The sequence below is a fragment of the Streptomyces sp. NBC_00483 genome (assembly GCF_036013745.1).
Lineage (GTDB): Bacteria > Actinomycetota > Actinomycetes > Streptomycetales > Streptomycetaceae > Streptomyces.
Map to the genome: position 1 here is coordinate 1,674,576 of NZ_CP107880.1, position 26,732 is coordinate 1,701,307.

Sequence of the window (26,732 nt, forward strand, 5' to 3'; positions counted from 1 at the left end):
ATGGGAGGATCTTCCGCACACCCTGCACAACGTCGCACCTACGAGGAGCGTGCCCATGTCGCCGCATCCGATCGCCGAGACCGTCGCCTCGCTCATGCCGAGGGCCAAGACGGAGCTGACCGAACTGGTCGCTTTCAAGTCGGTGGCGGACTTCGAGCAATACCCGAAGAGCGAGAGCGAGGGCGCCGCCAACTGGGTCGCCGACGCACTGCGCTCGGAGGGTTTCCAGGACGTCGCACTGCTCGACACCCCGGACGGCACGCAGTCGGTGTACGGATTCCTGCCCGGCCCCGCGGGTGCGCCCACGGTGCTGCTGTACGCGCACTACGACGTACAGCCGACGCTGGACGAGTCGGCGTGGGTGACACCCCCGTTCGAACTGACGGAGCGCGCGGACGGCCGCTGGTACGGGCGCGGCTCGGCCGACTGCAAGGGCGGCGTGCTGCTGCACCTGCTGGCGATCCGTGCGCTGAAGGCGAACGGCGGGGTGCCGGTCAACGTCAAGGTGATCGCGGAGGGTTCCGAGGAGCAGGGCACGGGCGGCCTGGAGCGCTACGCCGAGCAGCACCCCGAACTGCTCACCGCCGACACGATCGTCATCGGCGACGCGGGCAACTTCCGCGTCGGCCTGCCGACCGCGACGGCGACCCTGCGCGGCATGACGCTGGTCCGCGTCCAGGTCGACACCCTCGAAGGCAACCTGCACTCCGGCCAGTTCGGCGGCGCCGCCCCGGACGCGCTCGCCGCCCTGGTCCGCGTCCTGGACTCGCTGCGCGCCGAGGACGGTTCGACGACCATCGAAGGACTGGACTCCGCGGAGTCCTGGGACGGCCTGCAGTACGACGAGGAAACGTTCCGCAAGGACGCGAAGGTGCTCGACGGCGTCGGCCTGATCGGCTCCGGCACGGTCGCCGACCGCATCTGGGCGCGCCCCGCCGTCACCGTCCTCGGCATCGACAGCCCGCCCGTCGTCGGCGCGACGCCGTCCGTGCAGGCGGGTGCCCGCGCGCTGATCAGCCTTCGCGTCCCGCCGGGCGTCGACGCCTCGGAGGCCACGAAGCTCCTCATGGCGCACATCGAGGCGCACACCCCGTGGGGCGCCCGGGTCGCGGTCGAACAGGTCGGCCAGGGCCAGCCGTTCCGCGCGAACACCTCGAGCCCCGCGTACGCGGCGATGGCCGACGCCATGGCGCAGGCGTACGACGGCCAGGAGATGCAGTACGCGGGCCAGGGCGGCTCGATCCCGCTGTGCAACACGCTCGCCTCGCTCTACCCGGAGGCGGAGATCCTGCTCATCGGCCTGAGCGAGCCGGAGGCCCAGATCCACGCGGTCAACGAGTCGGTGTCCCCGGAGGAGCTGGAGCGTCTCTCGGTGGCGGAGGCCCTGTTCCTTCAGAAGTACGCGGCCGCCAACTGACCCCGCGCAACCCGTCTCTGCCCTGAGCCAAGTCGTACGCGGCTCGGGGCAGGGGGCTCGTACGGTCGCGGCATGGACACCACCGACGCGTACCCGGTCGTCGAGACCATCGACGTCACACCCCGGCTCCGGTTGCTGCGGTTCGCCGTCGGCCAGGCTTATCTCTGGCGCGACGCAGCCGGGTTGACGCTCATCGACGCGGGCGCGGTCGGCGCGGCGCGCCCCATCGCCGACGCCGTACGCGCGTGGGGGCACGAACCCGGCGACGTACGGCGGATCGTGCTCACGCACTTCCACAAGGACCATGCGGGCGGGGCCGGGGAGTTCGCGCGCCTCAGCGGGGCCGAGGTGTCGGCGCACCGGCTCGACGCACCCTATGTGCGCGGCGAGGCGGTGGGGCCCGAGCCGGTCCACGAGGACTGGGAACGTCCCCTTCACGCGCAGGCGCTGGCCCAGCTCCCGCCGCGTCCGGCCGACCCTGTGCTCCCTTACTACGTAAGGGATTTGGACGACGGTGACGTGCTCGACTTCGGCGACGGGGCGCACGTCGTCGCGGCGCCGGGACACACCGAGGGCTCGATCGCGGTCCATCTCCCCCGGCACGGCGTGCTGTTCACCGGCGACGCGATCGCGGCGTCACCGCTGGACGGGCAGGTGATGCTCGGCGTGTTCAACCGGGACAAGGAGCAGGCGATCGCCTCCTACCGGCGGCTCGCCGGACTCGACAGCGAGGTGGCCTGCTTCGGGCACGGCGATCCGGTGGTGGGCGGCGCGGGCGCGGCGCTGCGGGCGTCGGCGCGCGCTCACCCCACCGGCACCCCGGCCTCCAAGTAGTGGGCGGCGCCGCGCTCGCGCGCCCTGAGGGCCCAGCGCAGCCGCTCGAACCGTACGGGCGGCAGCAGCACGGCCGCCTCGCTCTCCGTCACGAAGCGCCATGCGCGCAACTCGGGCCCCGGTAGCAGCACTTCGTGAGCCCGCGAGCCCATGAGCCGGCCGCCGTCGAAGAGGAGCCGCAGGCCGCCGTAGCCGGGCGGCACGGGTGCCTCCCAGTCGACGACCAACAGCCGTGGCACGTCGTCGAGTTGGATCCCCGTCTCCTCCGCCACCTCACGCACGCCCGCGCGCGCGGGCGCCTCGCCCGCCTCGACGACACCGCCGGGGAACTCCCAGCCCGGCTTGTACGTGGGGTCGACGAGCAGCACCCGGTCCTCGTCGTCGAAGAGCAGCACACCCGCGGCGACCGTCTCCGCGGTGGGCTCGGGCGTCTGCACGATGTCGCAGGACGGCGCGTCCCCGGTGCGCAGCGCCGCGGCGATCCGGACGGCGGTCTCGTACGGGGACAGTGCGCTGTTGTCGACGGGGTAGGCGTCGGCGGTGAGCCAGCCGGCGAGCGCGGCCCGGTACGGCTCGATGTCGGCGGGGGCCTCTCCGACGGGGTCACGGGCGCGCAGGATCGTTTCCCCAGGAGCAAGGAGCACATGACACACAGGAATCCGCCGGGCCGCGAGCCCACCGAAGACCTCGTCGCGGTACTCCTCGCGGAGCAGCCCCATCGGCACCACGAGCACGCCGCCCAGCTCGGCGAGGAGCGCAGCGGCGGTGTCGACGACGAGGCGGCGCCAGATCGGCAGGTCCTGATGGTCGCTCACCTCGGCAAGGCGCTTGGCGGGCAGCAGCCGCTCCAGCTCCCCGTCGATCACCTCGGGGTCGAAGAGTGTGCAGTCGGGGATCAGGTCGATCAACTCCCGCGCCGCGGTGGTCTTCCCCGCGCGGGACGCCCCGTTGATCCAGACGATCACGGCTCCCCCTCATCCATCGGCCCCCTGTGGCTTGCCCGCAACACCCTGTCACGGAAACCAGCCGCTGATGAGGGGATCGATGTATGGACCAGCGACCTCTCGGGGGAGTTTGAAGGCGGGCCCCAGGGCCCGTCGTACGGAGAGCCCGCCCACCACCCAGGGAAGTCGCGGCAGGCGGGCTCTCCGTACCAGGCGGTCGCACGCCATGACACCGCCCGCGCGACTCCGGGTATCGGGGGAGCCCCGGAGTCGCACGCGAGAGACCCGTCGGCCGGATGACGCCCACCGCTGCCCGACGGTCGACGACCGGCCCTGATCATGACCTCCCGCGTTTTCTTCGAGCCAGTCAAGCGCGCCCCGGCGGAGTGCGACACCGTGTGTGCACATCCGGTGACGGTGCGGAGTTCACACGGGGTGTGCACAGAACACACGGGTAGCGCCCTTAGCGGAACAACCCCGAACGTCAAGTGATTTCACAGTTATTCACCCCATCAAGTGACGTGAGCTGCTCAGGAATCGTTACGCCTCCACAGCGAGGGAATCCTCCGACTAGCGTGATCGACCAGGCACCCTGGACCCCGGTGGCCTCGTTCCGCCCGCCCGGTACCGTCCTCGGACCCGGCCGGGCTCGTGACCCGGGGGGCCAAATGCTACAGAGCGGGCAACAGGACTGCGCCTTCAGCGCTTTCGGAGCCATCGACATCACGTCCGCGCTTGAGGACGGCACCCCCGCACCCCGGTTGCGTACCGTCGGGGACTGCGTCGTGGTCGAACTGACCGGCGAGATCGACATTTTGACGTTCCATCAGATCTCCCCGATCCTCAACTCGGTGGCAGCCAAGCCCTACCGTGTGGTGGTCGTCGACCTGACCGGCACCACGTTCTTCGACTGCTCCGGCCTCAGGCTCCTGGAGCTCGCCGCGAAAAGGGCCCGCGAGCACGACGGCCGCGTCACCGTGGTCTGCCGCCACCGCCTCACCCTCCGCCTCATTTCCCTGGCCGGACTGACCGGGCTGCTGGCGCCGGCCTGGACGGTGGGCGAGGCGGTGCGCAGGGACCGCCAGCTGCCCGGATAGTGGACAGCGACGGAGAGCGTGGCGGGTCTTTCCTTACGTGTGGCGGTCTTCCGTACGTGTGGCGGTGCGTCCGTACGTGACGACGGTGTGCCCGCCGGTGCCTCAAACCGCCTGCCGGCGCACCCCGTTCACACTCGGACCCACGCGCAGCGCCGCTGCCGCCGCGCCCACGAGACCGGCGTCCGTGCCCGTCGACGCCGGGGTCACCGTAAGGCCCTGCACGAAGGAGAGCGTGGCGTAGTCGCGCAGTGCGCGGCGCAGGGGTGTGAACAGCACGTCGCCGGCCTTTGCCACGCCACCGCCGATCACCGCGATGTCGATCTCCACGAGCGTCGCCGTCGCCGCGATACCGGCCGCGAGCGCCTGTGCCGCGCGCTCGAAGGAGGCGATCGCCACCGGGTCACCGGCGCGGGCCGCGCGGGCCACGGCGGCGGCCGTGGCGTCTCCGTCGGACCCCGGCTGCCAGCCCTCGGCGAGGGCGCGACGGGCGATGTTGGGGCCGCTGGCGATGCGCTCGACGCAGCCGCGGGCGCCGCACGGGCACGGGTCGCCGTCGAGGTCGACGCTGATGTGGCCGATGTGCCCGGCGTTGCCCGTCGGGCCGGGGTGCAGTTCGCCGCCGAGGATCAGGCCGCCGCCGACACCGGTCGACACGACCATGCACAGCGCGTTGTCGTGGCCCTGGGCCGCGCCCTGCCAGTGCTCGGCGGCCGTGATCGCCACGCCGTCGCCGATCAGCTCGACGGGCAGCTCGCCCGTCACCGCGCGAACCCGGTCGACCAGCGGAAACCCGCGCCAGCCCGGCACGTTGACCGGACTGACCGTGCCCCGCGAGCGGTCCACGGGTCCGGCGCTGCCGATGCCCACGGCGCGTACCCGCGGCCACAGGTCGGAGGCCGTGAGCTCGCCGAGCACCTCCTCCACCGCGCCCATCACCGTCTCGCCGTCCTCCTGCGCGAGGGTCGGCCGCTGCGCTCGCAGAAGGAGGTGGCCCCGGTCGTCCACAAGGGCACCGGCGATCTTGGTGCCGCCGATGTCGAGCGCGGCGACGAGGTCCATGTGCATCAGTGTCTGTTCCCCTGGAAAGGCAGGTCGGATGGGCGGCTGCGAGTGGACAACCGATCAGTGATGGACAGTCTCTCTCGCATCTGACAACGTTGTCCAGGCCCTATGCTCGACGCCACACGCCGGGACGACAGGACAGGACAGCGCACAGTGGACCGTACCGCCCGCCGCACCGAGAACCGCTACGGCAACCGACCGACGATGAAGGACGTCGCCGCGCGGGCCGGGGTCGGCCTGAAGACGGTCTCCCGCGTCGTCAACGCGGAGCCGGGTGTCACCGAGGACACCGAGCGCCGCGTACAGGAGGCGATCGCCGCGCTCGGCTTCCGGCGCAACGACAGCGCACGCGTCCTGCGCAAGGGACGTACGGCGAGCATCGGACTCGTCCTAGAGGATCTGGCCGACCCGTTCTACGGGCCGCTCAGTCGCGCCGTCGAGGAGGTCGCGCGGGCGCACGGGGCGCTGCTGATCAACGGGTCGAGCGCCGAGGACCCGGAGCGGGAGCAGGAGTTGGTGCTCGCGCTGTGCGCGCGGCGCGTGGACGGGCTCGTGGTGATCCCCGCGGGCACCGACCACCAGTACCTGGCGCCGGAGATCGCGGCCGGTGTTGCGACCGTCTTCGTGGACCGGCCCGCAGGGAAGATCGACGCGGACGTGGTGCTGTCCGACAACTTCGGTGGCGCGCGCGACGGTGTCGCCCACCTCATCGCCCAGGGCCACCGCCGGATCGGCTTCATCGGCGACCAGCCCCGCATCCACACGGCGATCGAGCGTGTGCGCGGGTACCGGGCGGCCATGGAGGACGCCGGGCTCGCCGTCGACGACCGGTGGGTGTCGCTCGGTGCCACCGAACCCGAGCGGGTGCGGCGGGCGGCCGAGGACATGCTCACGGGCCCCGACCCGGTCACGGCGATCTTCTCGGGCAACAACCGTGTGACGGTCACGGCCGTCCGGGTCCTGTCCGAACACGAACGCCCCGTGGCCCTGGTCGGCTTCGACGACATCGAGCTGGGCGACCTGCTGAAGCCGGGCGTGACGGTCGTGTCGCAGGACGCGGCGCAACTGGGCCGCACGGCGGCGGACCGTCTCTTCCTTCAGCTGGACGGGGCGGCGCTGCCGCCCGAGCGGATAGAGCTGACGACGCGCCTGATCCAGCGCGGCTCGGGCGAACTGCCGCCCTCCGACTGAGCGGGCGGTCGGGGGGCGGTCAGCGGTCGGCTCAGTGCTCGATCAGACCGCCCACCGGCACCGGCGCGACGTGGCCGGTCGCCGGAGTGGTCAGCGCCAGGGCGAGCCCGATGTCGAGCAGCGAGGAGCGGGCGAGGGCCGCGACGTCGGCGAGCGGTGTCCAGAGCGACTCGGCCGTGTCCCCGTTGGGTTCGGGCCGCAACGTTCCGCCGGTGATCCGGACCGCGTAGAAGACGCCGACGTTGTGCAGCGGGGGTGATCCGGGCACGCGGCGCTCCGCCGCGGGCACGACCCGCGAGTCCACGCCCAGCAGCCGTTCGACCTCGCCCGTCAGGCCGGTCTCCTCGGCGACCTCGCGGACCACCGCGTCCACGGGGTCCTCCGCGCCCTCGACGCGCCCGCCGGGCAGCGTCCACGTCCGCTCCCCGCAGGGCTTGACGGCGTGTGCCAGCAGCACCCGCCCGTCCTCGATGCACACGGCGTAGGCCGCCAGCCGTAGATCCATCCCGGGAGACTAGGCGCGCGCGGGTGCCGAACGCACCGCTGCCCTCCCCCGGCCGTCCCCGGGGAAGGGCAGCGACGAACTGTGTGTCCTACTCCGCCGTGGCCGTCAGGTCGCCGCGGCGCGGGGCCGAGTAACCCTCCAGGTCGGCGCGGGTGAGGCCGGAGCGGCGGGCGACCTCGGCGACGTCGAGCGCGCCGCAGTCGAGGCCGCGCAGCAGGTAGCCGGCGAGGGCCTTCGCGGTGGCGGGCTCGTCGGCGATGTCGCCCTCGGCCTGGTTGGCGTAGGCCGACAGGCGCGCGGCGGCGGCCTCGAAGCCCTCGCGGTAGAAGGCGAAGACGGCGGCGTAGCGCGTCGGGATGTGGCCCGGGTGCATGTCCCAGCCCTGGTAGTAGGCGCGGGCGAGGGCGCGCCGGGTGAGGCCGAAGTGCAGGCGCCAGGCGTCGTGCACCTTGGCGGTGGAGCCGACGGGCAGCACGTTCGTCGAGCCGTCCGAGACGCGGACCCCGGTGCCGGCGGCGGCGACCTGCATGACCGCCTTCGCGTAGTCGGCGGCCGGGTGGTCGCTGGCCTGGTACGCGGCGGAGACGCCGAGGCAGGCGCTGTAGTCGAAGGTGCCGTAGTGCAGGCCGGTCGCGCGCCCCTCCGCCGCCTCGATCATGCGGGCCACCGTGGCGGTGCCGTCGCCGCCGAGGATGGACTGGCTGGTCTCGATCTGGATCTCGAAGCCGATCCGGCCGTCCTCGAGACCGTGCTGCTTCTCGAACGCCTCCAGGATCCGCACCATGGCGGTGACCTGCTCCGGGTACGTCACCTTGGGCAGGGTGAGCACGAGGCCCTCGGGCAGGCCGCCGTGCTCCATGAGGCCGGTGAGGAAGATGTCGAGGGTGCGGATGGCGCGGTCGCGGACCGCCTCCTCCATGCACTTCATGCGGATACCCATGTACGGGGCGGCCGTGCCGTTCGCGTACGCCTCGGCGATGACGCGGGCGGCGCGCGCGGCGGTCTCGTCCTCGTCGGCGTCGGAGGCGGGCCGGTAGCCGTCCTCGAAGTCGACCCGCAGGTCCTCCACCGGCTCGTGCTCCAGCTTCGCGCGTACGCGGCTGTAGACCGGCTCGGCGAGCTCCTCGCTCAGGCCGAGGACGGCGGCGAAGGAGGCGGCGTCCCGGGCGTGCTCGTCGAGCTGCGCGAGCGCCTTGTCGCCCCAGGTGCGGATGGTCTCGGCGTCGAAGGCGTCACCGGGGACGTACACCGTGTGGACGGGCTGACGGGTGCCGGGGTCTCCCGGGTAGCGGCGGGCGAGCTCCGCGTCGACCGGGGCGAGTGAGGCGCTGATGCTCTCGCTGACCGCGCCCGCGAGGCTCGTCGACACCTTCTCCTGCTGACCCATTCGTGCACTCTCCATATGCTCGATGTTTCCACTTCACGGAATCAACAATCCGTATAGCGAAGTTAACCGTCGGCGTGATCGGCGTCAATGGGTCTTTTTCGTCGTCCCGTCACGCGGACGGGGCCGCGCGGTGTGATCACCACGCGGCCCCGTCGACGTCGGAACTGTCTCAGCCCTTGCGGGTCTTGACCTCTTCGGTCAGGGCGGGGACGACGTCGAAGAGGTCGCCGACGACGCCGTAGTCGACGAGGTCGAAGATCGGGGCCTCGGCGTCCTTGTTGATGGCGACGATCGTCTTCGAGGTCTGCATGCCGGCGCGGTGCTGGATCGCACCGGAAATGCCGGAGGCGATGTACAGCTGCGGCGAGACACTCTTGCCGGTCTGGCCGACCTGGTTGGAGTGCGGGTACCAGCCCGCGTCCACCGCGGCGCGCGAGGCACCCACGGCCGCGCCGAGGGAGTCGGCGAGCGCCTCGATGACCGAGAAGTTCTCGGCACCGTTGACACCACGGCCACCGGAGACCACGATCGCGGCCTCCGTCAGGTCCGGACGGCCCGTGGACTCACGCGCGGTGCGCGAGGTCACCTTCGTGCCCGTGGCCTGCTCCGAGAACGACACGTTCAGGGCCTCGACGGCGCCGGCGGCCGCGGCCGGCTCGACGGCGGCGGAGTTGGGCTTGACGGTGATGACCGGCGTGCCCTTCGAGATGGTCGACTTGGTGGTGTACGAGGCGGCGAACACCGACTGCGTCGCCACCGGACCGCCGTCGCCGGCCTCCAGGTCGACGGCGTCGGTGATGATGCCGGACCCGATACGCAGCGCCAGACGCGCGGCGATCTCCTTGCCCTCCGCGGAGGACGGCACCAGCACCGCGGCCGGGGAGACCGCGTCGTAGGCGGCCTGCAGCGCGTCCACCTTCGGCACGACCAGGTAGTCGGCGTACTCGGCGGCCTCGTGGGTGAGGACCTTGACCGCGCCGTGCTCGGCGAGCGCGGCGGCGGTGTCGGCGGCACCGTTGCCGAGGGCGACGGCGACCGGGTCGCCGATGCGGCGGGCCAGCGTCAGCAGCTCCAGGGTGGGCTTGCGGACGGCACCGTCCACGTGGTCGACAAAGACCAGAACTTCAGCCATGGGACTTCAATCTCCTGCAATCACAAAGAACTTGGGCGACTTAACTGGACGGCTGAAGCTCAGATGAACTTCTGGCCCGCGAGGAACTCGGCGAGCTGCTTGCCGCCCTCGCCCTCGTCCTTGACGATCGTGCCCGCGGTGCGCGCCGGACGCTCATCGGCGGACGCGACCTTCGTCCAGGCACCCTCCAGGCCGACTTCCTCGGCCTCGATGTCCAGGTCGGACAGGTCCCACGCCTCGACCGGCTTCTTCTTCGCCGCCATGATCCCCTTGAACGAGGGGTAACGCGCCTCACCGGACTGGTCCGTCACCGACACCACGGCCGGAAGGGACGCCTCGAGCTGCTCGGAGGCGGTGTCACCGTCGCGGCGGCCCGTCACCTTGCCGTCGGCCACGGCGACCTCGGACAGGAGCGTCACCTGCGGCACACCGAGACGCTCGGCGACCAGCGCCGGGACGATGCCCGCGGTGCCGTCGGTGGAGGCCATGCCGGAGACGACCAGGTCGTAGCCGGCCTTCTCGATCGCCTTCGCCAGCACCAGCGAGGTGCCGATCGCGTCCGTGCCGTGCAGGTCGTCGTCCTCGACGTGGATCGCCTTGTCCGCGCCCATCGACAGCGCCTTGCGCAGCGCGTCCTTGGCGTCCTCGGGACCCACGGTCAGGACGGTGATCTCCACGTCGTCGTCGGAGTTCTCCGAGATCTGCAGCGCCTGCTCCACCGCGTACTCGTCGAGTTCCGAGAGCAGACCGTCGACATCGTCACGGTCCAAGGTCAGGTCATCGGCGAAACCCCGGTCGCCCGTGGCGTCCGGCACGTACTTCACGGTGACAACGATCCTCAAGCTCACGCCGGCTCTCCTACTGCAATCGTCTTTATCTGGGCGGCTGTCTTGCTACCAGCTGTACTGGCCACGCCTTTGCTGTACTGCTGCGGCTGAAAACGCCTTCTCGCAGGCAGCATATGCGCCTTGTGCGGACTCTTCCGGTCGGGGCGGCCCGCGCTCCGAACAAAAGGTTACTCGCCAGTACACCCAGCTTACGCCCACTAAGCAAGCGCTTTGAACTGTGACCTTGCCAACGCTGTGTAACCGCGCCGCACAGGAACTTTCAGTCGCGCAGCCCGTTGAAGCGGCCCTGGTGGTACAGCAGCGGACGACCGGCGCCCGCAGGGTCGCCGCAGAGCGCCTCCGCGAGCACGATCTGGTGGTCCCCCGCGGGCACCCGCGCGATGACCTTGCAGACGAGCCAGGCGAGCACGCCGTCGAGGATCGGCACGCCCTGGGGCCCCTCGAACCATCGGGTGGGCCCGCCGAAGCGGTCGGCGCCGCTCTTCGCGAACGTCGCGGCGAGATCGGCCTGGTGCTCGCCGAGTATGTGCACGCCGACGTGCTCGGCCTCGGCGACGGTCGGCCAGCTCGACGAGCCGAGGCCGATGCCGAACGAGACGACGGGAGGCCTCGCGGAGACCGAGGTGAGAGAGGTGGCGGTGAAGCCGACGGGGGCCGCACCGGGCGCGGTGACCACCGCGACGCCTGCCGCGTGCTGTCGGAAGACGGAGCGGAACAGGTCGGGGGTCGCTGCCTGGGCGGTGCGCAGGTCGGGCGTGGCCGTCATGGAGTTGTCCTTCTGGCAGGAGGGTTCGAGCGAGGGTCCGTGGCTGCGTCAGACACGCGGACAGCGGGCGCTCGAACAGCGAGCCAGGTCGACATGGACCCGCTCGACGAGAAGGAGTTCCGAAGGCATACGGTCACCCTGACGATACGTGGCGCGTGCAGTCAAGTGCGTTCCGTCATCTGGGAGATGCGTCACGCGGCGCCCACCGCCCCTCACGCGCGGCGACCATCGGCACGTCAGACCGCTTCGCCCAGCGCCGCGATGACGTCCACCTTGCGCGGCTGTCCCGCCGCCCGGCGCACCTCGCGGCCGCGCGCGTCCAGGACGAGCACGGTCGGGGTCTTGAGGACGCCCACGTCGCGTACGAGGTCGAGGCGTTCCTCCGCGTCGATCTCCACGTGGGAGACGCCGGGCACCATCGCGACGACCTCGTCGAGGACCCGGCGGGTGGCCCTGCAGGGGGCGCAGAACGCGCTGGAGAACTGGACGAGCGTCGCCCGCTCCCCCAGCTCCTCGCCCAACTGCGCGGCGTCCCAAGTCTGTTCATCGACCGCCACTCTGCTCCTCCTCCATTCCGCTGCTTTCTGTGCAGCGATTTCCGGACGTTCCCGTATTCCCCGCACGTGACAAGGATCTCGTACGGTGCTGGAACCAGGACTGGCCACCCGGCCGTTGATGGGGCACGATCTGCGCAAGCCGGAAAACCTACGGCCGCGTAACTTACTGAAGGGCCAACCCCCTCCATGGCAGAGCTCGTCTACCCTCCGGTCATCGGCGCCGCCCGCACGATGTTCAAGGCGCTCGACCTGAAGATCGACCTCAAGGGCTCGGAGAACATTCCGCGTACCGGCGGCGCAGTCCTGGTCAGCAACCACATCAGCTACCTGGACTTCATCTTCGACGGCCTGGCGGCCCTGCCGCAGAAGCGTCTCGTCCGCTTCATGGCCAAGGAGTCGGTATTCCGGCACAAGATCTCCGGCCCGCTGATGCGCGGCATGAAGCACATCCCGGTGGACCGCGCCCAAGGTGAGCACGCCTACCAGCACGCGCTGCACTCGCTGCGATCCGGCGAGATCATCGGCGTCTTCCCCGAGGCGACGATCTCCGAGTCGTTCACACTCAAGAGCTTCAAGACGGGCGCCGTGCGCCTGGCCCAGGAGGCCGGCGTTCCGCTGATCCCGATGGCGCTCTGGGGCACGCAGCGACTGTGGACCAAGGGCCGTCCGAAGAACTTCAAGCGGCAGCACATCCCGATCACGGTCCGCGTCGGCGAAGCCATGGAGGCACCGAGCGACCAGTACGCGGGAGCGATCACGCGCCGCCTGCGCACGCGCATGCAGGAACTGCTCGAGGCCGCGCAGCGCGCCTACCCGGTGCGCCCCAAGGGACCCGACGACACGTGGTGGATGCCGGCGCACCTGGGCGGCACCGCCCCGACCCCGGAAGAGGTCAAGGCCGCCGAGGCCGGCTAGGACCCTTCTGAAGGGTCCTGAGTCACCCCGGGATCGCGTCCGGAAGGTGCTCCCACAGATACGGACGGTCCGGCGCTCCGCGCAGCGCGTCGAGCACCGCCGGGTGCGGCGCGTCGTGGAGCGCCGGATAGTCCGCCTCCCCGGCCTTCGGGTCGGGTATCCACGCCAACCGCTCCCCGCCCAGGGAGAATTGGGCGTCGACGCCCGGCTTGTTCCCCCGGCAGTCCTGCCGGTGCCACGCACCGCGCAGCCGTACGGCCACGAGGCCGTGCACGCACCAGCCCGTCCCCGCGTCGTGCGACAGCCGCTGGTAGCAGAGCGCGGTCGGGATGTCCTCGGCGCGCAGCAGCGCCGCCAGCGCGTGCGCCTTCGCGTGGCAGATTCCGGTGCCCTTCTCCAGGACGTCCGACGCCCGCCAGGTGACGCGCAGGTCTCCGCTGTCGGCGGAGTGCGGAATCGTGTCCCGTACGAATTCGTAGGCGGCGTGAGCGTATGCATATGAATCGTCGACGCCGCGCGCGAGGCGCGCCGCGGTCTCCCGTACGAGCGAATGATGATGGTCGATGACGTCGTCGGCCGCCAAATACGCGGACAGATCGGGGTTCTGCTGGATCAGCTGCATGGCACGCGAGCATAGGAACGCGGCCGACCGTTCGTCAATAGATTTACGGTCGACCGCATACCTATGCGGATTCGGTGGCTAGCGAGCCATCTCCTCCTTGAGGGCCGCCACGAAGGAGTCGATGTCCTCCTCGCGCGTGTCGAAGGCGCACATCCAGCGCACGTCGCCGGCCGCCTCGTCCCAGAAGTAGAAGCGGTACTTCTTCATCAGGCGCTCGGAGACGTCGTGCGGGAGGCGGGCGAAGACGCCGTTGGCCTGCACCGGGTAGAGGATCTCGACGCCGTCGACGGCGCGGGCGCCCTCGGCGAGGCGCTGGGCCATCTCGTTCGCGTGCCGGGCGTTGCGCAGCCACAGGTCCTTGGCGAACAGCGCCTCCAACTGCACCGAGATGAAGCGCATCTTGGAGTGCAGTTGCATGGACAGCTTGCGCAGGTGCTTCATGTGGCGCACGCGGTCCTGGTTGAGGACGACGACGGCCTCGCCGAACAGTGCGCCGTTCTTGGTGCCGCCGAGCGACAGGATGTCGACGCCGACCGTGTTCGTGAACGTCCGCATGGGGACGTCGAGGGATGCCGCGGCGTTGGATATCCGGGAGCCGTCGAGGTGCACCGTCATGCCGCGCTCGTGGGCGTGCTCGCAGATCGCGCGGATCTCGTCCGGCGTGTAGAGCGTGCCCAGTTCGGTGGACTGCGTGATCGAGACGACCTGCGGCATCGCCCGGTGCTCGTCGTCCCAGCCGTAGGCCTGCTGGTCGATCAGCTCGGGGGTGAGCTTGCCGTCCGGGGTCGGCACGGTGAGCAGCTTCAGGCCGCCCATCCGCTCGGGGGCGCCGCCCTCGTCCACGTGGATGTGCGCGGACTCGGCGCAGATCACCGCGCCCCAGCGGTCGGTGACCGCCTGGAGCGCGACGACGTTGGCGCCCGTGCCGTTGAACACCGGGAACGCCTCGGCGGTCGGGCCGAAGTGGCTGCGGATGATCGTCTGGAGATGGTCCGTGTATTCGTCCCCGCCGTACGCGACCTGGTGCCCGCCGTTGGCGAGGGCGAGCGCCGCCATCACCTCGGGATGGCCTCCCGCGTAGTTGTCGCTGGCGAACCCCTGCGTGGTGGGGTCGTGATGCCGGTGGGCATCGGTCTTCGGAGGGTTCACGGCTTCTCGGTCAGCCACAGACGGGTCCCGTTCAGTTCGGCGGCGGGCCGCTCCCAGACGCCGGTGATGGCCTCGGCCAGCTCCGTGACGTCCGTGAAGCCCGCGAACTTCGCGTTGGGGCGTTCGGCGCGCATCGCGTCGTGCACCAGCGCCTTGACCACCAGGATCGCAGCCGCCTGCTGCGGCCCGGCCTCGCCCCCCGCCTTGCGGAAGGAGTCACCGAGCGCGAGCGTCCACGCCTCGGCGGCGGCCTTGGACGCGGCGTACGCGGCGTTGCCCGCGGTCGGCTTGGAGGCGCCCGCGGCGCTGATCAGCAGGTAGCGGCCGCGGTCGCTGCGGGACAGGCCCTCGTAGAACGCGAGGGACGTGTGCTGCACCGTGCGGATCAGGAGCTTTTCGAGCAGGTCCCAGTCGGCGAGGTCGGTGTCGGCGAAGGTCGCGCCGCCCCGCCAGCCGCCCACCAGGTGCACGAGGCCGTCCACGCGGCCGAAGTCCTTCTCGATGCGTCCCGCCCAGTCACGGGTGGCGTGCAGGTCGAGCAGGTCGACGTTGTCGCCGATGACAGTGGCGCCGCCGTGCGCGTAGCGCGCCTCGTCGACGGCCGCCACCAGGCGCTCGGCGTCCGCGTCGGCCCCGATGACGGTGGCGCCCGCCTCCGCGAGCCGCTTGAGGGTGGCCTTGCCGGCCGGTCCGGCCGCTCCGGCCACCGCGATCACCGCACCGTCCAGCGTGTCCCTGGTCCCATGGGTGTCGGTCATGACAGTCGCCTCCTGCTGCTGTTCGCCGTGGCTCACGCGGCCACCTTCTCGGCACGCTCCGCGGTGATCCCCTTCGTAGAAGCGATCACGGTCTTCAGCTTCTTGGAGAGGGCCTCATAAAACATGCTGAGCGGAAACTCGTCGGGAAGCACCTCGTCCACGAGTTTGCGCGGCGGCAGGGACGTGTCCAGGGCGTCGGGACCCTTCGCCCAGGTGGATCCCGGGTGCGGGGACAGATACGTGGACACCAGGTCGTACGCGGCGAACCAGTGCACCAGCTTCGGGCGGTCGATGCCGTCGCGGTACAGCTTCTCGATCTCGCCGCACAGCTGGTTGGTCACCTCGGGGGCGCGTTGCCAGTCGATGTGCAGCTTGTTGTCCGTCCAGCGCACCACGTCGTGCTTGTGCAGGTACGCGAAGAGCAGCTGGCCGCCGAGGCCGTCGTAGTTCTTGACGCGGTCGCCGGTGACCGGGAAGCGGAACATCCGGTCGAAGAGCACGGCGTACTGCACGTCGCGCGCCTGCGGGACGCCGTCGGCCTCCAGCTTCACGGCCTCCTTGAAGGCGGTGAGGTCGCAGCGCAGCTCTTCGAGGCCGTACATCCAGAACGGCTGGCGCTGCTTGATCATGAACGGGTCGAAGGGCAGGTCGCCGTGGCTGTGCGTGCGGTCGTGGACCATGTCCCACAGCACGAACGCCTGCTGGCAGCGGTCCTGGTCGGCGACCATCGCCTCGATGTCCGCGGGCAGTTCGACGCCGAGGATGTCGACGGCGGCCTCGGTGACGCGGCGGAAGCGGGCCGCCTCGCGGTCGCAGAAGATGCCGCCCCAGGAGAAGCGCTCGGGCGCCTCGCGCACGGCGATCGTCTCCGGGAAGAGCACCGCCGAGTTCGTGTCGTACCCGGAGGTGAAGTCCTCGAAGGTGATGCCGCAGAACAGCGGGTTGTCGTAACGGGTCGCCTCCAGCTCGGCGAGCCATTCCGGCCAGACCATGCGCAGCACGACGGCTTCCAGGTTGCGGTCCGGGTTCCCGTTCTGCGTGTACATCGGGAAGACCACCAGGTGCTGGAGGCCGTCCCGGCGCTGCGCGGCGGGCTGGAAGGCGAGCAGCGAGTCCAGGAAGTCCGGGACCTCGAAGCCGCCCTCCGCCCAGCGGCGCAGGTCGCGCACGAGCGCCTCGTGGTACGCCGCGTCGTGCGGCAGCAGCGGGGCGAGCTCCTCGACCGCGGCCATGACACGGCCCACGATCCGCTCGGCGTCGGCCTTCGCCGGGGCGCCTTCGGCCTCGAAGTCGATCGACCCGTCCTTGCTCTGCAGGGGCCTGAACTCCTCCACGGCGTCCTTGAGCAACGGCCAGGCCGGGTGATCCACCACCCTGGGTCCGACCACCTGGACCGGAGAATCCGCCCCCTCCGCGCCAGCCTGCACAAGAATTTCCGTCATGTCCCAACCTCCACGGGAGAACCTCGCGTAAGAACACCGTATGCACGCGAGGTTCCCGACCACAAGGGGGGTCTCGGGAAATTATCCTGCGTTACCCCCTTGATCACCGCTGTTTTTCCTGTGACGGGCGGTAACCGCAATCACCTCTGCCGCACCGGCCAAGGCCTGCCGGGAGTCCTCGAGGAGTTCGGGGAACCCGAAGAAGCCGTGGAACATCTGCGGGAAATGGCTCTCCGTGACCGCGACGCCCGCGTCCCGCAGCGCCTTGCCGTACGCCCGGCCCTCGTCGCACAGCGGGTCGCAGCCGGCGGTGACGATGTGCGCGGCGGGCAGCCCGGCGAGGTCCTGCGCGAGGAGCGGCGATACGCGGGGGTGGGCGGGGTCCCCGTCCGCGCCCAGGTACTGCTCGCGGAACCAGCCGCAGTGGGCGGCGGTGAGGAAGTAGCCCTCGGCGTTGACGTCGAAGGAACCGGACTTCTGGCGGGCGTCGGTGGCCGGGTAGACGAGGACCTGGCGTGCGATGTCGGGGCCGCCCTCGTCGCGCGCGATCTGCGCGACGACCGCGGCGAGATTTCCGCCCGCACTGTCGCCCGCCACGGTCAACGCCCCTGGATCCGCCCCCAGTTCGGGCGCGTGGTCGGCGACCCAGCAGACGGCGGCGTACGCGTCCTCGACGGCGGCAGGGAACGGGGCCTCGGGCGCGAGCCGGTAGTCGACCGATACGACGACGGCGCCCGCGTCCCTGCACAGGGCGCGGGCGGTGTGGTCGTGGCTGTCGAGGTCGCAGATGACCCAGCCGCCGCCGTGGAAGAAGACGACGACGGGGCGGGGTTCCGGCGCCGCGTCCGGCTCCGGCTCCGCGTCCGGTTCCGGCAGATACACGCGCACGGGGATCGCGGGCGCACCCGGCGGCCCGGGTATCTCCCGGTCCTCGACGGCCCCCACCACGGGCGCGGGGAACGGCGACTCGGGTGCGGCGGCGAGGATCCTGCGGGCCTCGACGGCATCGGTGACGGCGCCCCCGAGGTCGGGGAACGCGGCGGCGATGGCATCGACGAGGGGCCGGGCCTCTGGGGCGAGGCGGTCGACCGGGTCGGGGGTCATGGGCGGCTCCTGGGTCGGTGTGACGGTCGTGACGGTGCGGGGTGGCGGCTGTGACGGTGGTGGCGGGGCGGGACGGCGGCCGTGCTGTAACGGTGCGGGGTGGCGGACGGATCCCTGCCCAGCGGCGGGCGTCACTCACCGACTTCCCCACGGAAGTACGGGATCACCTTCTCGCCCCACTGCCGCAGCGTCTCCATGCACGCCTCCTGCGGCACCGTGCCCATCTGGATCAGGCACATGATCTCGTCGGCGCCCGCGTCACGGAGGCGCTCGACGTAGGCGATGGCGTCGTCGGCGGTGCCGTACGCGTGGTCGGCGTTGAAGGTGGCCGTGGCGGTGGGGCGGACGGGGATGTGGTGCTCGTGGAGCCGGGCGACCACCTGCTCGGCGGCCCTGCGCATCTCCTCCGCCTCGTCCGCCCCCTCCACGACGGCCTCGTCGGGGATGCCCGCGCCGCCGTACCAGTGCCCGATGGACTGCGCGAAGAAGCGCTGGCCGCGGATGCCGATGCTGCGGGCCGTCTCCCGGTCGTCGAGCACGATCGTCGGACAGAGCACGGAGAAGTGGTCGTTGACGACCGAGGACACGAGGCGCTCGGGGGTGCGGGCCGCGACCGCCGCGTCGTAGGCGCCGCGCATGTCGGCGATCGCCTCCGGGCCCGCGAAGCCCATCACCAGGGCGCCGACGCCGAGTTCGGCGGCCTGGCGCAGCGTCTCCGTACGACTGCACGCGAGGAACAGCGGCGGATGCGGGGCCTGTGCGGGGCGGGGCAGGATCGGGTGCGGGTCGATGTCGAGGAGCGGGCCGTGGTGCTCCAGCTCGTCCTTCTCCCACGCCTTCCCGATGATCCGCAGCGCCTCCTCGACCTCCTGCGTGGTCCGCTCCTTGTCGACCCCGCACAGCGACGTCTCCTGCGTGGTGCCGCCGCGCCCCGCGCCGAGGTCGAGCCGGCCACCGGACAACAGGTCGAGCATCGCGGCGCGTTCGGCCACGCGCGCGGGGTGGTTGAAGTTGAACGGCATGCACACCACGCCGTGCCCGACGCGGATGCGGGAGGTGCGTGCCGCGACCCAGGTCAGGAAGATCTCCGGCGCGGACATGTGGGCGTACCACTTGAGGGAGTGGTGCTCGACCGCCCAGATCCGGTCGAAGCCCATCTCCTCGGCGAACACGGCCTGTTCGACGCTGTCGCGCAGCAGTTGGTGCTCGCGTTCGACGGTGGGGTCGGCGAGCTGGGCCTCGAAGATGACGCTGAACTTCACGGTGCCTCCCGAGCGGTCGGTGCTGTCGATGCCGTGGATGCGGCGTGCTCCATGCACTCCATGTGCTCCATATGACTAATAGCTATATGACGGCCCGTCAGAGAAAGGAAGGGGCACGACGCTCCGCACGGGCGGTGCTGGCACGCTCTACGCTTCCCCGGTAACCCCCTAGCCCCAGGAGCCACCCGTGTTCGACCCCGCGCCCGCGCCTTCGTACCCGTACGAGGAGATCCCCGAGCCGCACCCGCTGCTCGCGCCCGTCCTCGGCCTCCTCGGCAGCTGGCACGGCCGGGGGCGGGGCGAATACCCCACCCTGGACGGCGACTTCACGTACGCGCAGGAGGTCACGTTCAGCCACGACGGCAGGCCGTTTCTGCGGTACGAGGCGCGGGCCTGGCTGATCGACGCCGATGACGCGCCCGTGCGGCCCGCGGCGCGGGAGAGCGGCTGGTGGCGGATTCAGCCCGAGGGGCGCGTCGAGGCGCTGATCACGCAACCCACCGGGATCGCGGAGATCATGGTCGGCACCGCCGCCGACGGCACGGTCGAGCTCGCCACGCACACCGTGGGCCTCACCCCGACCGCCAAGCACGTCGACGCGACGGGGCGCCGCTACGCGCTCACCGACGACGACACCCTCACGTTCACCCACGACCTCGCGGCCGTCGGCCAACCCCTCCAGCACCATCTTTCGGCCCAGCTGCGCCGGAAGTAGCTCTTGCGCCCGTGACCTCCGCTGACTTCAATGCGGAGCCATGCCGACCTCTCCGCTGCCACCGACCGCCTGGGCCGTGCTCGGACTGCTGTCCTTCCCGCCCGGCGAGCGGACCGGGTACGAGCTGAAGAAGTGGGCGGACGCGTCGCTGCGCTTCTTCTACGGCTCCCCCGCCTTCAGCCAGATCTACGCCGAGCTGCGCAGGCTGGAGCGGCTCGGCTACGCCACGTCCAGGCGCTCGGGCCCGGAGGAGCCGCGCACCAAGCGCACGTACGCCATCACGCGCGCGGGCAGGGACGCGCTCGCCGCGTGGGCGGCCGACGACCGGGACCCGGCCGCCGTGTCGCTGCGGCACCCGGTGCTGCTGCGCGTATGGCTGGGGCATCTCGCCGCCCCGGGACGGCTGCGCACGCTCGTCGAGGAGCATGTGGCGCGCGTCGAGGGCGAGTTGAAGGAGGTGCGGGACGCGGCCGCGCGGGCGGAGGGCGTGGAGGCGTGGGCGCACCCGCAGATCGCGCTGCGCTGGAGCGAGCGGCACCTCGCGGCCGAAGTCGAGCTCGCCCAAGGCATGTTGGCGGACCTGGACGCGCTGCCCGCCGCCCCCGAAGTCAACGCCGCCGGAGACGCGCCCACCACCGGGTGAGCGGACTCGCGCGGAGAGTGACCTGCCCGGTAGGACGGTCGGCACCCCCTGCCCGTACCGTCCGGAGGCGCATCCGCCGTGAGTACCCGTGCCATCCTCGTCGCCGCCGTGATCACTGGACTGATCCTCGGTGTGGTGGGCACCAGAACCCACGACTCCGGTCCTTCTCGCAGGCACGGTTCCCTGACGCAGACGGCCCGTTAGTGTACGAGTCTGTCGCGTCCGCGCGGCAGCACAGAGCCGCAGTCGACGGAGGCGAGACGACCTTGAACTTCCTCACCATCGGGCATCGCGGAGCCATGGGTCTCGAACCCGAGAACACCCTGAGGTCCTTCGTCGCCGCCGAGCGCGGGGGACTCGACATAATCGAACTCGACCTGCACCTGAGCAAGGACGGCGCGCTCGTCGTCATGCACGACGCCGACGTCGACCGGACCACGGACGGCCACGGGCCGATCGCCGAGAAGACCCTCGCCGAGATCCGCGGCCTCGACGCCGGGCGCGGCGAGCGCGTGCCGGTCTTCGAGGAGGTGCTCGACGCGGTCGGTACCCCGTTGCAGGCGGAGATCAAGGACACGGCGGCGGCGCGGGCGCTCGCCGATGTGATGCTGCGCCGCGATCTGGTGCACCGGGTCGAGGTGATCTCGTTCCACGACGAGGCGATCGCCGAGATCGCCCGGCTCGTGCCGGGCGTGCGCACGGCGCTCGTCGCCAGCCGCTACGGCACCGGAGTCGTCGAGCGGGCCGTCACGGCGGGGGCCACGACGCTGGTGCTCAACATCCGGCGGCTCACGCAGGAGATCGTCGAGCACGCCCGCAAGGCCGACCTGCGGATCATCGGCTGGGTCGTGAACACCCAGGACGATCTGCGGCTCGTGCGGGCGCTCGGCCTCGACGGCGCGACCACGGACTATCCGGAGATCAAGCGCACGGGCCGCTTTACCGCGTGACCTTTGCGCCTACGCGAGCGGCTTGACGAGCAGTTCGAACTTGAGGTCGTCGCGCTGCGGGATACCGAAGCGCTCGTCGCCGTACGGGAAGGGGCTGAACCGTCCCGTACGGCGGTAGCCGCGGCGCTCGTACCAGGCGATGAGCTCCTCGCGGGCGTCGATCACCGTCATGTGCATCTCGCTGACGCCCCACGTCTCGGCCGCCCTGCGCTCGGCCTCCGTGATGATCGTCTTGCCGAGGCCCGCGCCCTGCTGGGCGGGGCTGACCGCGAACATGCCGAAGTAGGCGTGCTCCCCGCGGTGCTCCAGCTGGCAGCAGGCGACGACCGCGCCGTCCCGCTCCACCGTGAGCAGCCGGCTGTCGGGGTCCTCGATGACATCGAGGACGCCCTGCGGGTCGGTCCGCTGCCCCTCAAGGATGTCCGCCTCCGTGGTCCACCCGGTCCGGCTGGAGTCGCCTCGGTAGGCCGACTCGATGAGGGCGACGAGCACGTCGACGTCCTCGGGCCGGGCGTCACGGAAGACGAGGTCGACGGTGGTCATGAGAGGGCCTCCAGGTTGAGGGACGGCGAGTGTGCGGGCGCCGCATGTGCGGGCGCCGTCGAGGTTAACGCGAGCGGACTACGCTGCGTCGGCATGGTTCATGTACTGAGCAGCAGGGTTCTGATCCGGCCGACCGATCCCGAGCGGTCGCGGGCGTTCTACGGGGAGGCGCTGGGCCTCGCGGTGTACCGGGAGTTCGGCACCGGGCCCGAGCGGGGCACCGTGTATTTCCTGGGCGGCGGATTCCTGGAGGTGGCGGGCCGCTCCGCGGAGCCTCCGGTGCCGAGCCTCAAGCTGTGGATGCAGGTGGCCGACGTGCACGCGGCGCACGAGGAGCTGGCCGGGCAGGGCGTCACGGTGGTCCGGGAGCCGGTCAAGGAGCCGTGGGGCCTCATCGAAATGTGGATCACGGATCCGGACGGCCACGAGATCGTCCTCGTCGAGGTGCCGCAGGAGCACCCGATCCGGTACCGGCCGGGGATCTGAGCCGCCCTGGACGCCCTCCCCTCGCCCGAACGGCCTAGGCCGCCGAGCCCCGCGCAAGGGGTCGTTCGGGGGCGGTGGGGCGCGGGTCGGGTGTCTCGTACGGTTCCCGCGAACGCGTGCGGTGAACCGGTCGGGGGCAGAGGATGGCGTGAGTTCGGGATTCGGGTGTGCCGAATCCGGATACGCAGGGATCGACGACGCCCACCGGTCCTACGCAGCCCACCCCAGGAGAGATCCGACATGACCACTCCGCGGAACACCAGCGCTTCCCGTACGTCGTCCGTCCCCCGGATCCTGATCATCGGCGCGGGATTCGCCGGGATGGAGTGCGCGCACAAGCTGGAGAAGGAGCTCAAGCCCGGCGAGGCGGTGCTGCGGCTCATCAGCCCCACCGCGCACCAGCTGTACCTGCCACTGCTTCCGCACGTGGCCTCCGGCGTGCTCACCCCGCAGTCCGTGGCGGTGCCGCTGCGCAGGATGCTGCGGCGCACCCAGATCGTGCCGGGCGGCGCGATCGGCGTGGACCCGCAGGCGAAGGCCGTCGTCGTACGGAAGATAAACGGCGAGGTCAGCGTCGAGCACTACGACTACCTGGTGCTCACGCCGGGCAGCGTGACGCGCCAGTTCGACATCCCGGGTCTGGACAAGTACGCGGTGGGCGTGAAGACGCTCGCCGAGGCGGCCTGGATCCGCGACCACGTGATCACGCAGCTGGACCTGGCGGCGGCCAGCTCCGACCCCGCCGAGCGCGAGGCGCGGCTGCAGTTCGTGGTGGTCGGCGGCGGCTACGCGGGGACGGAGACGGCCGCGTATCTGCAGCGGCTCACGACCGCCGCGGTCAAGCGCTATCCCGGGCTCGACCCGGCGCTCATCAAGTGGCACCTGGTCGATGTGGCGCCCAAGCTCATGCCGGAGCTGGGCGATCGGCTCGGCGACAAGGCGATGGACATCCTTGAGCGGCGTGGGCTGCACGTCTCGCTCGGGGTGTCGGTGGCGAGCGTCACCGAGGACACGGTGACGCTCACGGACGGGCGCGAGCTGCCCTGCCACACGCTGATCTGGACGGCCGGCGTCGCGCCCAGCCCGCTCGTGGCGACCCTCGGTTCGGAGACCAACCGCGGCCGGCTCGTGGTGTCGCCCGAGCTGACCGTGCCCGGGCTCGACGGGGTGTTCGCGCTCGGCGACGCGGCAGCCGTCCCGGACCTCGTCAAGGGCGGCGACGCGATGTGCCCGCCGACCGCGCAGCACGCGATGCGGCAGGGCTGGGCGGCGGCCCGCAACATCCTCGCCTCGGTGCGCGGCAACCCGCTGGTGCCCTACCGCCACAAGGACCTCGGTCTCGTCGTCGACCTGGGCGGCATCCAGGCCGTGTCGAAGCCGCTGGGCATCCAGCTGACCGGGCTCCCGGCCCAGGTCGTGGCGCGCGGCTACCACATCGGCGCGCTGCGCACCCTGACGGCCCGGTTCCGCACGGCGGCCAACTGGGCCCTCAATGCGGTCGCCGGCGACGACTTCGTCCGCACCGGCTTCCAGCGGCACCGTCCCGCGACGCTCAGGGACTTCGAGATGACCGACGCGTACCTCTCCGCCGAGGAGCTGCAAGAGGTGATCGCGGCGCGGGTCGACGGCCGCTCCATGTCCCCCGAGAAGCCGGAGCTTCCGATCACCTGACGACACCGGGGCGCATGGCCCCACCCGTCACCACGTGGGCAGCCCCGATCTCGGGGCTGCCCACGTTTTCATGGGGGAGATCGTCATGGGTGCCATCGTGTTCGGCTTGGCCATCTGCGCGACGCGGCGGCGGTCGAGGGGCGCGTCGTCACCACCTCCATGCCCCACGGCGACATGGGCGACGGCTCCAGCGACGACAGCAGCAGCTCGACGTACGCCGTGTGGGCAGTCCAACTCCCGTACCGGGTCGGCACGTTCATGGTGCAGCGCACCGGGATGCTGCGGCGCGCGTTCGGGGCGGGCGACGATGCGAGCATCGGGCACCCGGCGTTCGACGAGCGGTTCACCGTGCGGACGCTGCAACCGTCCGTCGCCGCCGCCGCGTTGAACGGGCCGCTCGCCGAGTTCCTGCTCAATGATCCGCGGGCCGCGAAGTATCCGCTGCGGTTCACCGACACGGAAGTGATCAGCTGGGACAAGGACGAGCAGTCGCCGCAGGAGATCGAGCCGGCGCTGGAGTTCCTGAGCGACGTCGCCGATCTGGTGGCTGCTCAGCAGCCCGTCGGTGGCGGGCAGTTGGGGCAACGGGTCGGCGTCGGTGTTGCGGGGCCCGCGTGGGGCCCGCCGGGTGCCGGTGACGCCGCGACCTCAGGCGGCGACGCGTCCGCGTGACGCCGGACGGCGGCAAGCGCAGGTTCACGGTCACCTACAGCGGTCACCCGCTCGGCCCCGACGGGGGCCTGGGCCCCAGGTCCTGGAACGGACAGGCCGGCTGGAAGGAGTTCCAGCGCGTGACGAACGCCGGGGCCGCGGCGCTGGATCCGGGCCCGCACAACGAGGACTTCGGCGTCGCCGTCGTCGCGCAGGTCGGCGCCAAGGCGGGGTGGCGCGGGCCCGGCAAGGGCAATGACTGGCTCGGGTACGTCGTGATCGGCATCGCCGCCGTGGGTCTGCTCGGCGGGATCGCGGCAGGTCTTGCCGTGTTGCTGGGCGCGGCGCACTGAGGACCGAATCGGGTGCGGGCGTGGGGCCTGTGATAGCAGGCCCCACGCCCGCACCGCCGCCTCACTTCCCTGCGGCGCGCAGCTCCTCGTACTCCTCACGGGACAACGGCTTCGCGCCCGGGGTGCCGAGCCGGTCGAGCGGGATGCGGTACGTCTCCGGGGACTTCCACGTCGCGATCGAGGCGACGACGGTGATGACGAGGCAGAGCGTGCCGATGGTGAGCGGCACGTTCGAGGAGCCGGGCGGCGCCACCAGCGTGAAGATCGTCGGCAGGAAGGCCACGATCGCCAGGCCGATGTTCTGCGCCAGCGCGAACCCGGTGACGCGGCGGGCCGCCGGGAACAGCTCCTGGAAGAAGCAGGCGAACGTCGCGTTCCAGGACTGGTAGGCGACGCCCCAGGAGAGCACCGCGAGCGCGAAGGTCAGCGGCACGTTGTTGGCGCCGACCGCCCACAGGTACGGGTAGCAGAGCAGGCCCGCCAGCAGACCGCCCCCGATCATGATGGGGCGGCGGCCGAACCGGTCGGAGAGATGGCCGAATACCGGGACGACGAACATGCCCGCCACGTTCGCGGCGATCTGGATCCAGAGGTAGACGCTCGTGCTCATGCCGACGCCGTAGCCGGACTGCGTCGCGTAGGCGCCGCCGAACACCGAGACCGTGACACCGATGACGTTGACGAGCGTCATGCACACCGCGCGGAGGATCTCGCGCCAGTTCTCCCGGAACGCCTCGACGAGCGGCACCTTGTGCGCCTCGGGGCCGGTCTCCTGCTGCTCCTCGAAGGTCCTGGTCTCCTCGACGCGTCGCCGGATCAGGAAGCCGGCGATGACGACCACGGCGCTGAGCACGAACGGGACGCGCCAGCCCCAGGACTTGAAGGCCTCGTCGGACAGCAGCATCGACATGGGCAGGAAGATCGCGGCACCGAGGATCTGCCCGGCGACGGTCCCGTGCAGGGCGAAGCTCGCGAGGAAGCCGCGCCTGCCGTGCGGAGCGTGCTCGATGATCATCGCGCTGGCCCCGCTCAACTCGCCCGCCACGGCGAAGCCCTGCACGAGGCGGACGAGGGTGAGGAGGATCGGGGCGATGATGCCGACCTGGCTGTACGTGGGCAGCAGCGCCACCACGAACGTGGAGACGCCCATCAGGAGCATGGCCAGGACCAGGACGTTCTTGCGGCCCTTCTTGTCTCCCCAGTGGCCGAGCACCGCGGCGCCGATGGGGCGCGCGACGTAGCCCACGGCGTAGGTGCCCAGGGACGCGAGTACAGCGATCGTCGCGTTGCCCTCCGGGAAGAAGATCCCCGGGAAGACGAGCGCCGCCGCCTGGGCGTAGATGAACCAGTCGTAGTACTCGAGGGCACTGCCGATCCAGCCGCTGGCCGCGGCTTTCCTCGACATCGCCCGCCCGGTGGCGGGCGCGTCCGCGGTACGCGACTCCTTTGACGCGGTCACGCTCATGGCTCTCCTAGGTGTGATCCGGCCACCGCACGACGTAGAAAGCGCTTGCACGGCGTACCTCCGCAGCCGTTTTTGAAACGCTCCATTGATGGCGGCTCGCCCGCGGCGGCGACGCTGCTGGAGGCGGGGCTCGCGGCACCCGCACTCGGCAGCGGCAGACAGTCGCACCCGACGACCGTGACCCGCAGGCGGGTCCCATACGAACCCGCCGCGGACGCACCTGTCAATGGATTCCGGCGGCTTTCCCGGCGTGGAGGGGGAAA

The 26,732-nt window shown here is 71.0% G+C and carries 29 protein-coding genes; 13 read left to right on the top strand and 16 right to left on the bottom strand.

All coding sequences use genetic code 11. The features are described from left to right. The first annotated feature begins 55 nt into the window (after positions 1–55). Positions 56–1,417, top strand: coding sequence for a dipeptidase (locus OHA73_RS07215; protein WP_266716219.1), 1,362 nt, complete (start codon positions 56–58; stop codon positions 1,415–1,417). Between the two features lie 72 nt (positions 1,418–1,489). Then, positions 1,490–2,251 (top strand): MBL fold metallo-hydrolase, encoded by a 762-nt coding sequence (locus OHA73_RS07220; protein ID WP_327654567.1) that lies wholly within the window; start codon positions 1,490–1,492, stop codon positions 2,249–2,251. Here the strand turns inward: OHA73_RS07220 and OHA73_RS07225 are convergent. After that, a complete protein-coding gene (locus OHA73_RS07225; RefSeq protein ID WP_327654568.1) occupies positions 2,221–3,216 on the bottom strand; it encodes an NUDIX domain-containing protein in 996 nt (331 codons plus the stop codon). The two genes, OHA73_RS07220 and OHA73_RS07225, sit on opposite strands and share 31 nt — an antisense overlap. A gap of 647 nt (positions 3,217–3,863) precedes the next feature. On the opposite strand from OHA73_RS07225, the gene OHA73_RS07230 reads away from it, so the two are divergent. Then, complete coding sequence (locus OHA73_RS07230) at positions 3,864–4,292, top strand: STAS domain-containing protein (RefSeq protein WP_267071619.1); 429 nt, start codon at positions 3,864–3,866, stop codon at positions 4,290–4,292. Between the two features lie 102 nt (positions 4,293–4,394). On the opposite strand, the gene OHA73_RS07235 is transcribed toward OHA73_RS07230, so the two are convergent. Further along, the gene (locus OHA73_RS07235; RefSeq protein WP_327654569.1) at positions 4,395–5,357 is read right to left on the bottom strand and encodes an ROK family protein; all 963 of its coding nucleotides are present in this window, start codon (positions 5,355–5,357) and stop codon (positions 4,395–4,397) included. 105 nt (positions 5,358–5,462) lie between these two features. Between OHA73_RS07235 and OHA73_RS07240 the strand changes: the two genes are divergently transcribed. Beyond that, positions 5,463–6,545 (top strand): LacI family DNA-binding transcriptional regulator, encoded by a 1,083-nt coding sequence (locus OHA73_RS07240; RefSeq protein ID WP_266716209.1) that lies wholly within the window; start codon positions 5,463–5,465, stop codon positions 6,543–6,545. Positions 6,546–6,576: 31 nt separating this feature from the next. Here OHA73_RS07240 and OHA73_RS07245 read toward each other — a convergent pair whose 3' ends face one another. The 6 genes from OHA73_RS07245 to OHA73_RS07270 form a co-directional block, all read right to left on the bottom strand. Beyond that, positions 6,577–7,050, bottom strand: coding sequence for an NUDIX hydrolase (locus OHA73_RS07245; protein ID WP_327654570.1), 474 nt, complete (start codon positions 7,048–7,050; stop codon positions 6,577–6,579). An 88-nt stretch (positions 7,051–7,138) separates the two neighbouring features. Further along, complete coding sequence (locus tag OHA73_RS07250) at positions 7,139–8,437, bottom strand: DUF6986 family protein (protein WP_327658425.1); 1,299 nt, start codon at positions 8,435–8,437, stop codon at positions 7,139–7,141. 169 nt (positions 8,438–8,606) lie between these two features. Continuing rightward, the gene (locus OHA73_RS07255) at positions 8,607–9,569 is read right to left on the bottom strand and encodes an electron transfer flavoprotein subunit alpha/FixB family protein (protein ID WP_327654571.1); all 963 of its coding nucleotides are present in this window, start codon (positions 9,567–9,569) and stop codon (positions 8,607–8,609) included. A gap of 59 nt (positions 9,570–9,628) precedes the next feature. Then, positions 9,629–10,417 carry an electron transfer flavoprotein subunit beta/FixA family protein gene (locus OHA73_RS07260; RefSeq protein WP_266716203.1) on the bottom strand — a complete coding sequence of 263 codons (789 nt, stop codon included), beginning with the start codon at positions 10,415–10,417 and terminating at the stop codon, positions 9,629–9,631. A gap of 259 nt (positions 10,418–10,676) precedes the next feature. Next, a complete protein-coding gene (locus tag OHA73_RS07265; RefSeq protein ID WP_266716201.1) occupies positions 10,677–11,183 on the bottom strand; it encodes a flavin reductase family protein in 507 nt (168 codons plus the stop codon). A gap of 236 nt (positions 11,184–11,419) precedes the next feature. Further along, on the bottom strand, positions 11,420–11,740 hold the full coding sequence (locus OHA73_RS07270; protein WP_266716199.1) for a TlpA family protein disulfide reductase: 321 nt from the start codon (positions 11,738–11,740) through the stop codon (positions 11,420–11,422). Between the two features lie 186 nt (positions 11,741–11,926). Here OHA73_RS07270 and OHA73_RS07275 point away from each other — a divergent pair, with 186 nt between their 5' ends. Next, positions 11,927–12,655, top strand: a complete 729-nt coding sequence (locus tag OHA73_RS07275; protein ID WP_266716197.1) for a lysophospholipid acyltransferase family protein — start codon at positions 11,927–11,929, stop codon at positions 12,653–12,655. A gap of 22 nt (positions 12,656–12,677) precedes the next feature. Here OHA73_RS07275 and OHA73_RS07280 read toward each other — a convergent pair whose 3' ends face one another. The 6 genes from OHA73_RS07280 to OHA73_RS07305 form a co-directional block, all read right to left on the bottom strand. Continuing rightward, positions 12,678–13,277: a transglutaminase domain-containing protein gene (locus tag OHA73_RS07280; RefSeq protein ID WP_327654572.1), complete on the bottom strand. Its 600-nt coding sequence runs from the start codon at positions 13,275–13,277 to the stop codon at positions 12,678–12,680. A 78-nt stretch (positions 13,278–13,355) separates the two neighbouring features. Beyond that, positions 13,356–14,426, bottom strand: a complete 1,071-nt coding sequence (locus tag OHA73_RS07285; protein ID WP_327654573.1) for a threonine aldolase family protein — start codon at positions 14,424–14,426, stop codon at positions 13,356–13,358. After that, positions 14,423–15,184, bottom strand: coding sequence for an SDR family NAD(P)-dependent oxidoreductase (locus OHA73_RS07290; RefSeq protein WP_267071612.1), 762 nt, complete (start codon positions 15,182–15,184; stop codon positions 14,423–14,425). Before OHA73_RS07290 ends, OHA73_RS07285 begins: the two co-directional genes overlap by 4 nt. Positions 15,185–15,216: 32 nt before the next feature. Then, positions 15,217–16,626 carry a DUF6421 family protein gene (locus tag OHA73_RS07295; RefSeq protein ID WP_327654574.1) on the bottom strand — a complete coding sequence of 470 codons (1,410 nt, stop codon included), beginning with the start codon at positions 16,624–16,626 and terminating at the stop codon, positions 15,217–15,219. A gap of 81 nt (positions 16,627–16,707) precedes the next feature. After that, positions 16,708–17,730 (bottom strand): alpha/beta hydrolase, encoded by a 1,023-nt coding sequence (locus tag OHA73_RS07300; protein WP_327654575.1) that lies wholly within the window; start codon positions 17,728–17,730, stop codon positions 16,708–16,710. A 131-nt stretch (positions 17,731–17,861) separates the two neighbouring features. Beyond that, entirely contained in the window at positions 17,862–18,992 is a 1,131-nt protein-coding gene (locus tag OHA73_RS07305; protein ID WP_327658426.1) for an LLM class flavin-dependent oxidoreductase, read from the bottom strand. 187 nt (positions 18,993–19,179) lie between these two features. Here OHA73_RS07305 and OHA73_RS07310 point away from each other — a divergent pair, with 187 nt between their 5' ends. The 4 genes from OHA73_RS07310 (at position 19,180) to OHA73_RS07325 (ending at position 21,300) form a co-directional block, all read left to right on the top strand. Further along, the gene (locus OHA73_RS07310) at positions 19,180–19,707 is read left to right on the top strand and encodes an FABP family protein (protein WP_327654576.1); all 528 of its coding nucleotides are present in this window, start codon (positions 19,180–19,182) and stop codon (positions 19,705–19,707) included. Between the two features lie 40 nt (positions 19,708–19,747). Continuing rightward, entirely contained in the window at positions 19,748–20,350 is a 603-nt protein-coding gene (locus OHA73_RS07315) for a PadR family transcriptional regulator (protein WP_327654577.1), read from the top strand. 78 nt (positions 20,351–20,428) lie between these two features. Then, complete coding sequence (locus OHA73_RS07320; protein WP_266716181.1) at positions 20,429–20,554, top strand: hypothetical protein; 126 nt, start codon at positions 20,429–20,431, stop codon at positions 20,552–20,554. Positions 20,555–20,616: 62 nt separating this feature from the next. Next, positions 20,617–21,300, top strand: coding sequence for a glycerophosphodiester phosphodiesterase (locus OHA73_RS07325; RefSeq protein ID WP_266716179.1), 684 nt, complete (start codon positions 20,617–20,619; stop codon positions 21,298–21,300). Positions 21,301–21,309: 9 nt separating this feature from the next. On the opposite strand, the gene OHA73_RS07330 is transcribed toward OHA73_RS07325, so the two are convergent. Next, complete coding sequence (locus OHA73_RS07330; RefSeq protein WP_266716177.1) at positions 21,310–21,843, bottom strand: GNAT family N-acetyltransferase; 534 nt, start codon at positions 21,841–21,843, stop codon at positions 21,310–21,312. Positions 21,844–21,936: 93 nt separating this feature from the next. Here OHA73_RS07330 and OHA73_RS07335 point away from each other — a divergent pair, with 93 nt between their 5' ends. From OHA73_RS07335 to OHA73_RS07350, 4 genes are all read left to right on the top strand, one after another. Next, a complete protein-coding gene (locus tag OHA73_RS07335; protein ID WP_266716175.1) occupies positions 21,937–22,329 on the top strand; it encodes a VOC family protein in 393 nt (130 codons plus the stop codon). 240 nt (positions 22,330–22,569) lie between these two features. Beyond that, a complete protein-coding gene (locus tag OHA73_RS07340; RefSeq protein WP_266716173.1) occupies positions 22,570–24,000 on the top strand; it encodes an NAD(P)/FAD-dependent oxidoreductase in 1,431 nt (476 codons plus the stop codon). A gap of 159 nt (positions 24,001–24,159) precedes the next feature. Further along, positions 24,160–24,672: a hypothetical protein gene (locus OHA73_RS07345; protein ID WP_327654578.1), complete on the top strand. Its 513-nt coding sequence runs from the start codon at positions 24,160–24,162 to the stop codon at positions 24,670–24,672. Next, positions 24,669–25,004, top strand: a complete 336-nt coding sequence (locus tag OHA73_RS07350; RefSeq protein ID WP_327654579.1) for a hypothetical protein — start codon at positions 24,669–24,671, stop codon at positions 25,002–25,004. The genes OHA73_RS07345 and OHA73_RS07350 overlap by 4 nt, the downstream gene beginning before the upstream one ends. Positions 25,005–25,065: 61 nt before the next feature. On the opposite strand, the gene OHA73_RS07355 is transcribed toward OHA73_RS07350, so the two are convergent. Beyond that, complete coding sequence (locus OHA73_RS07355) at positions 25,066–26,463, bottom strand: MFS transporter (protein ID WP_327654580.1); 1,398 nt, start codon at positions 26,461–26,463, stop codon at positions 25,066–25,068. Positions 26,464–26,732 lie beyond the last annotated feature (269 nt).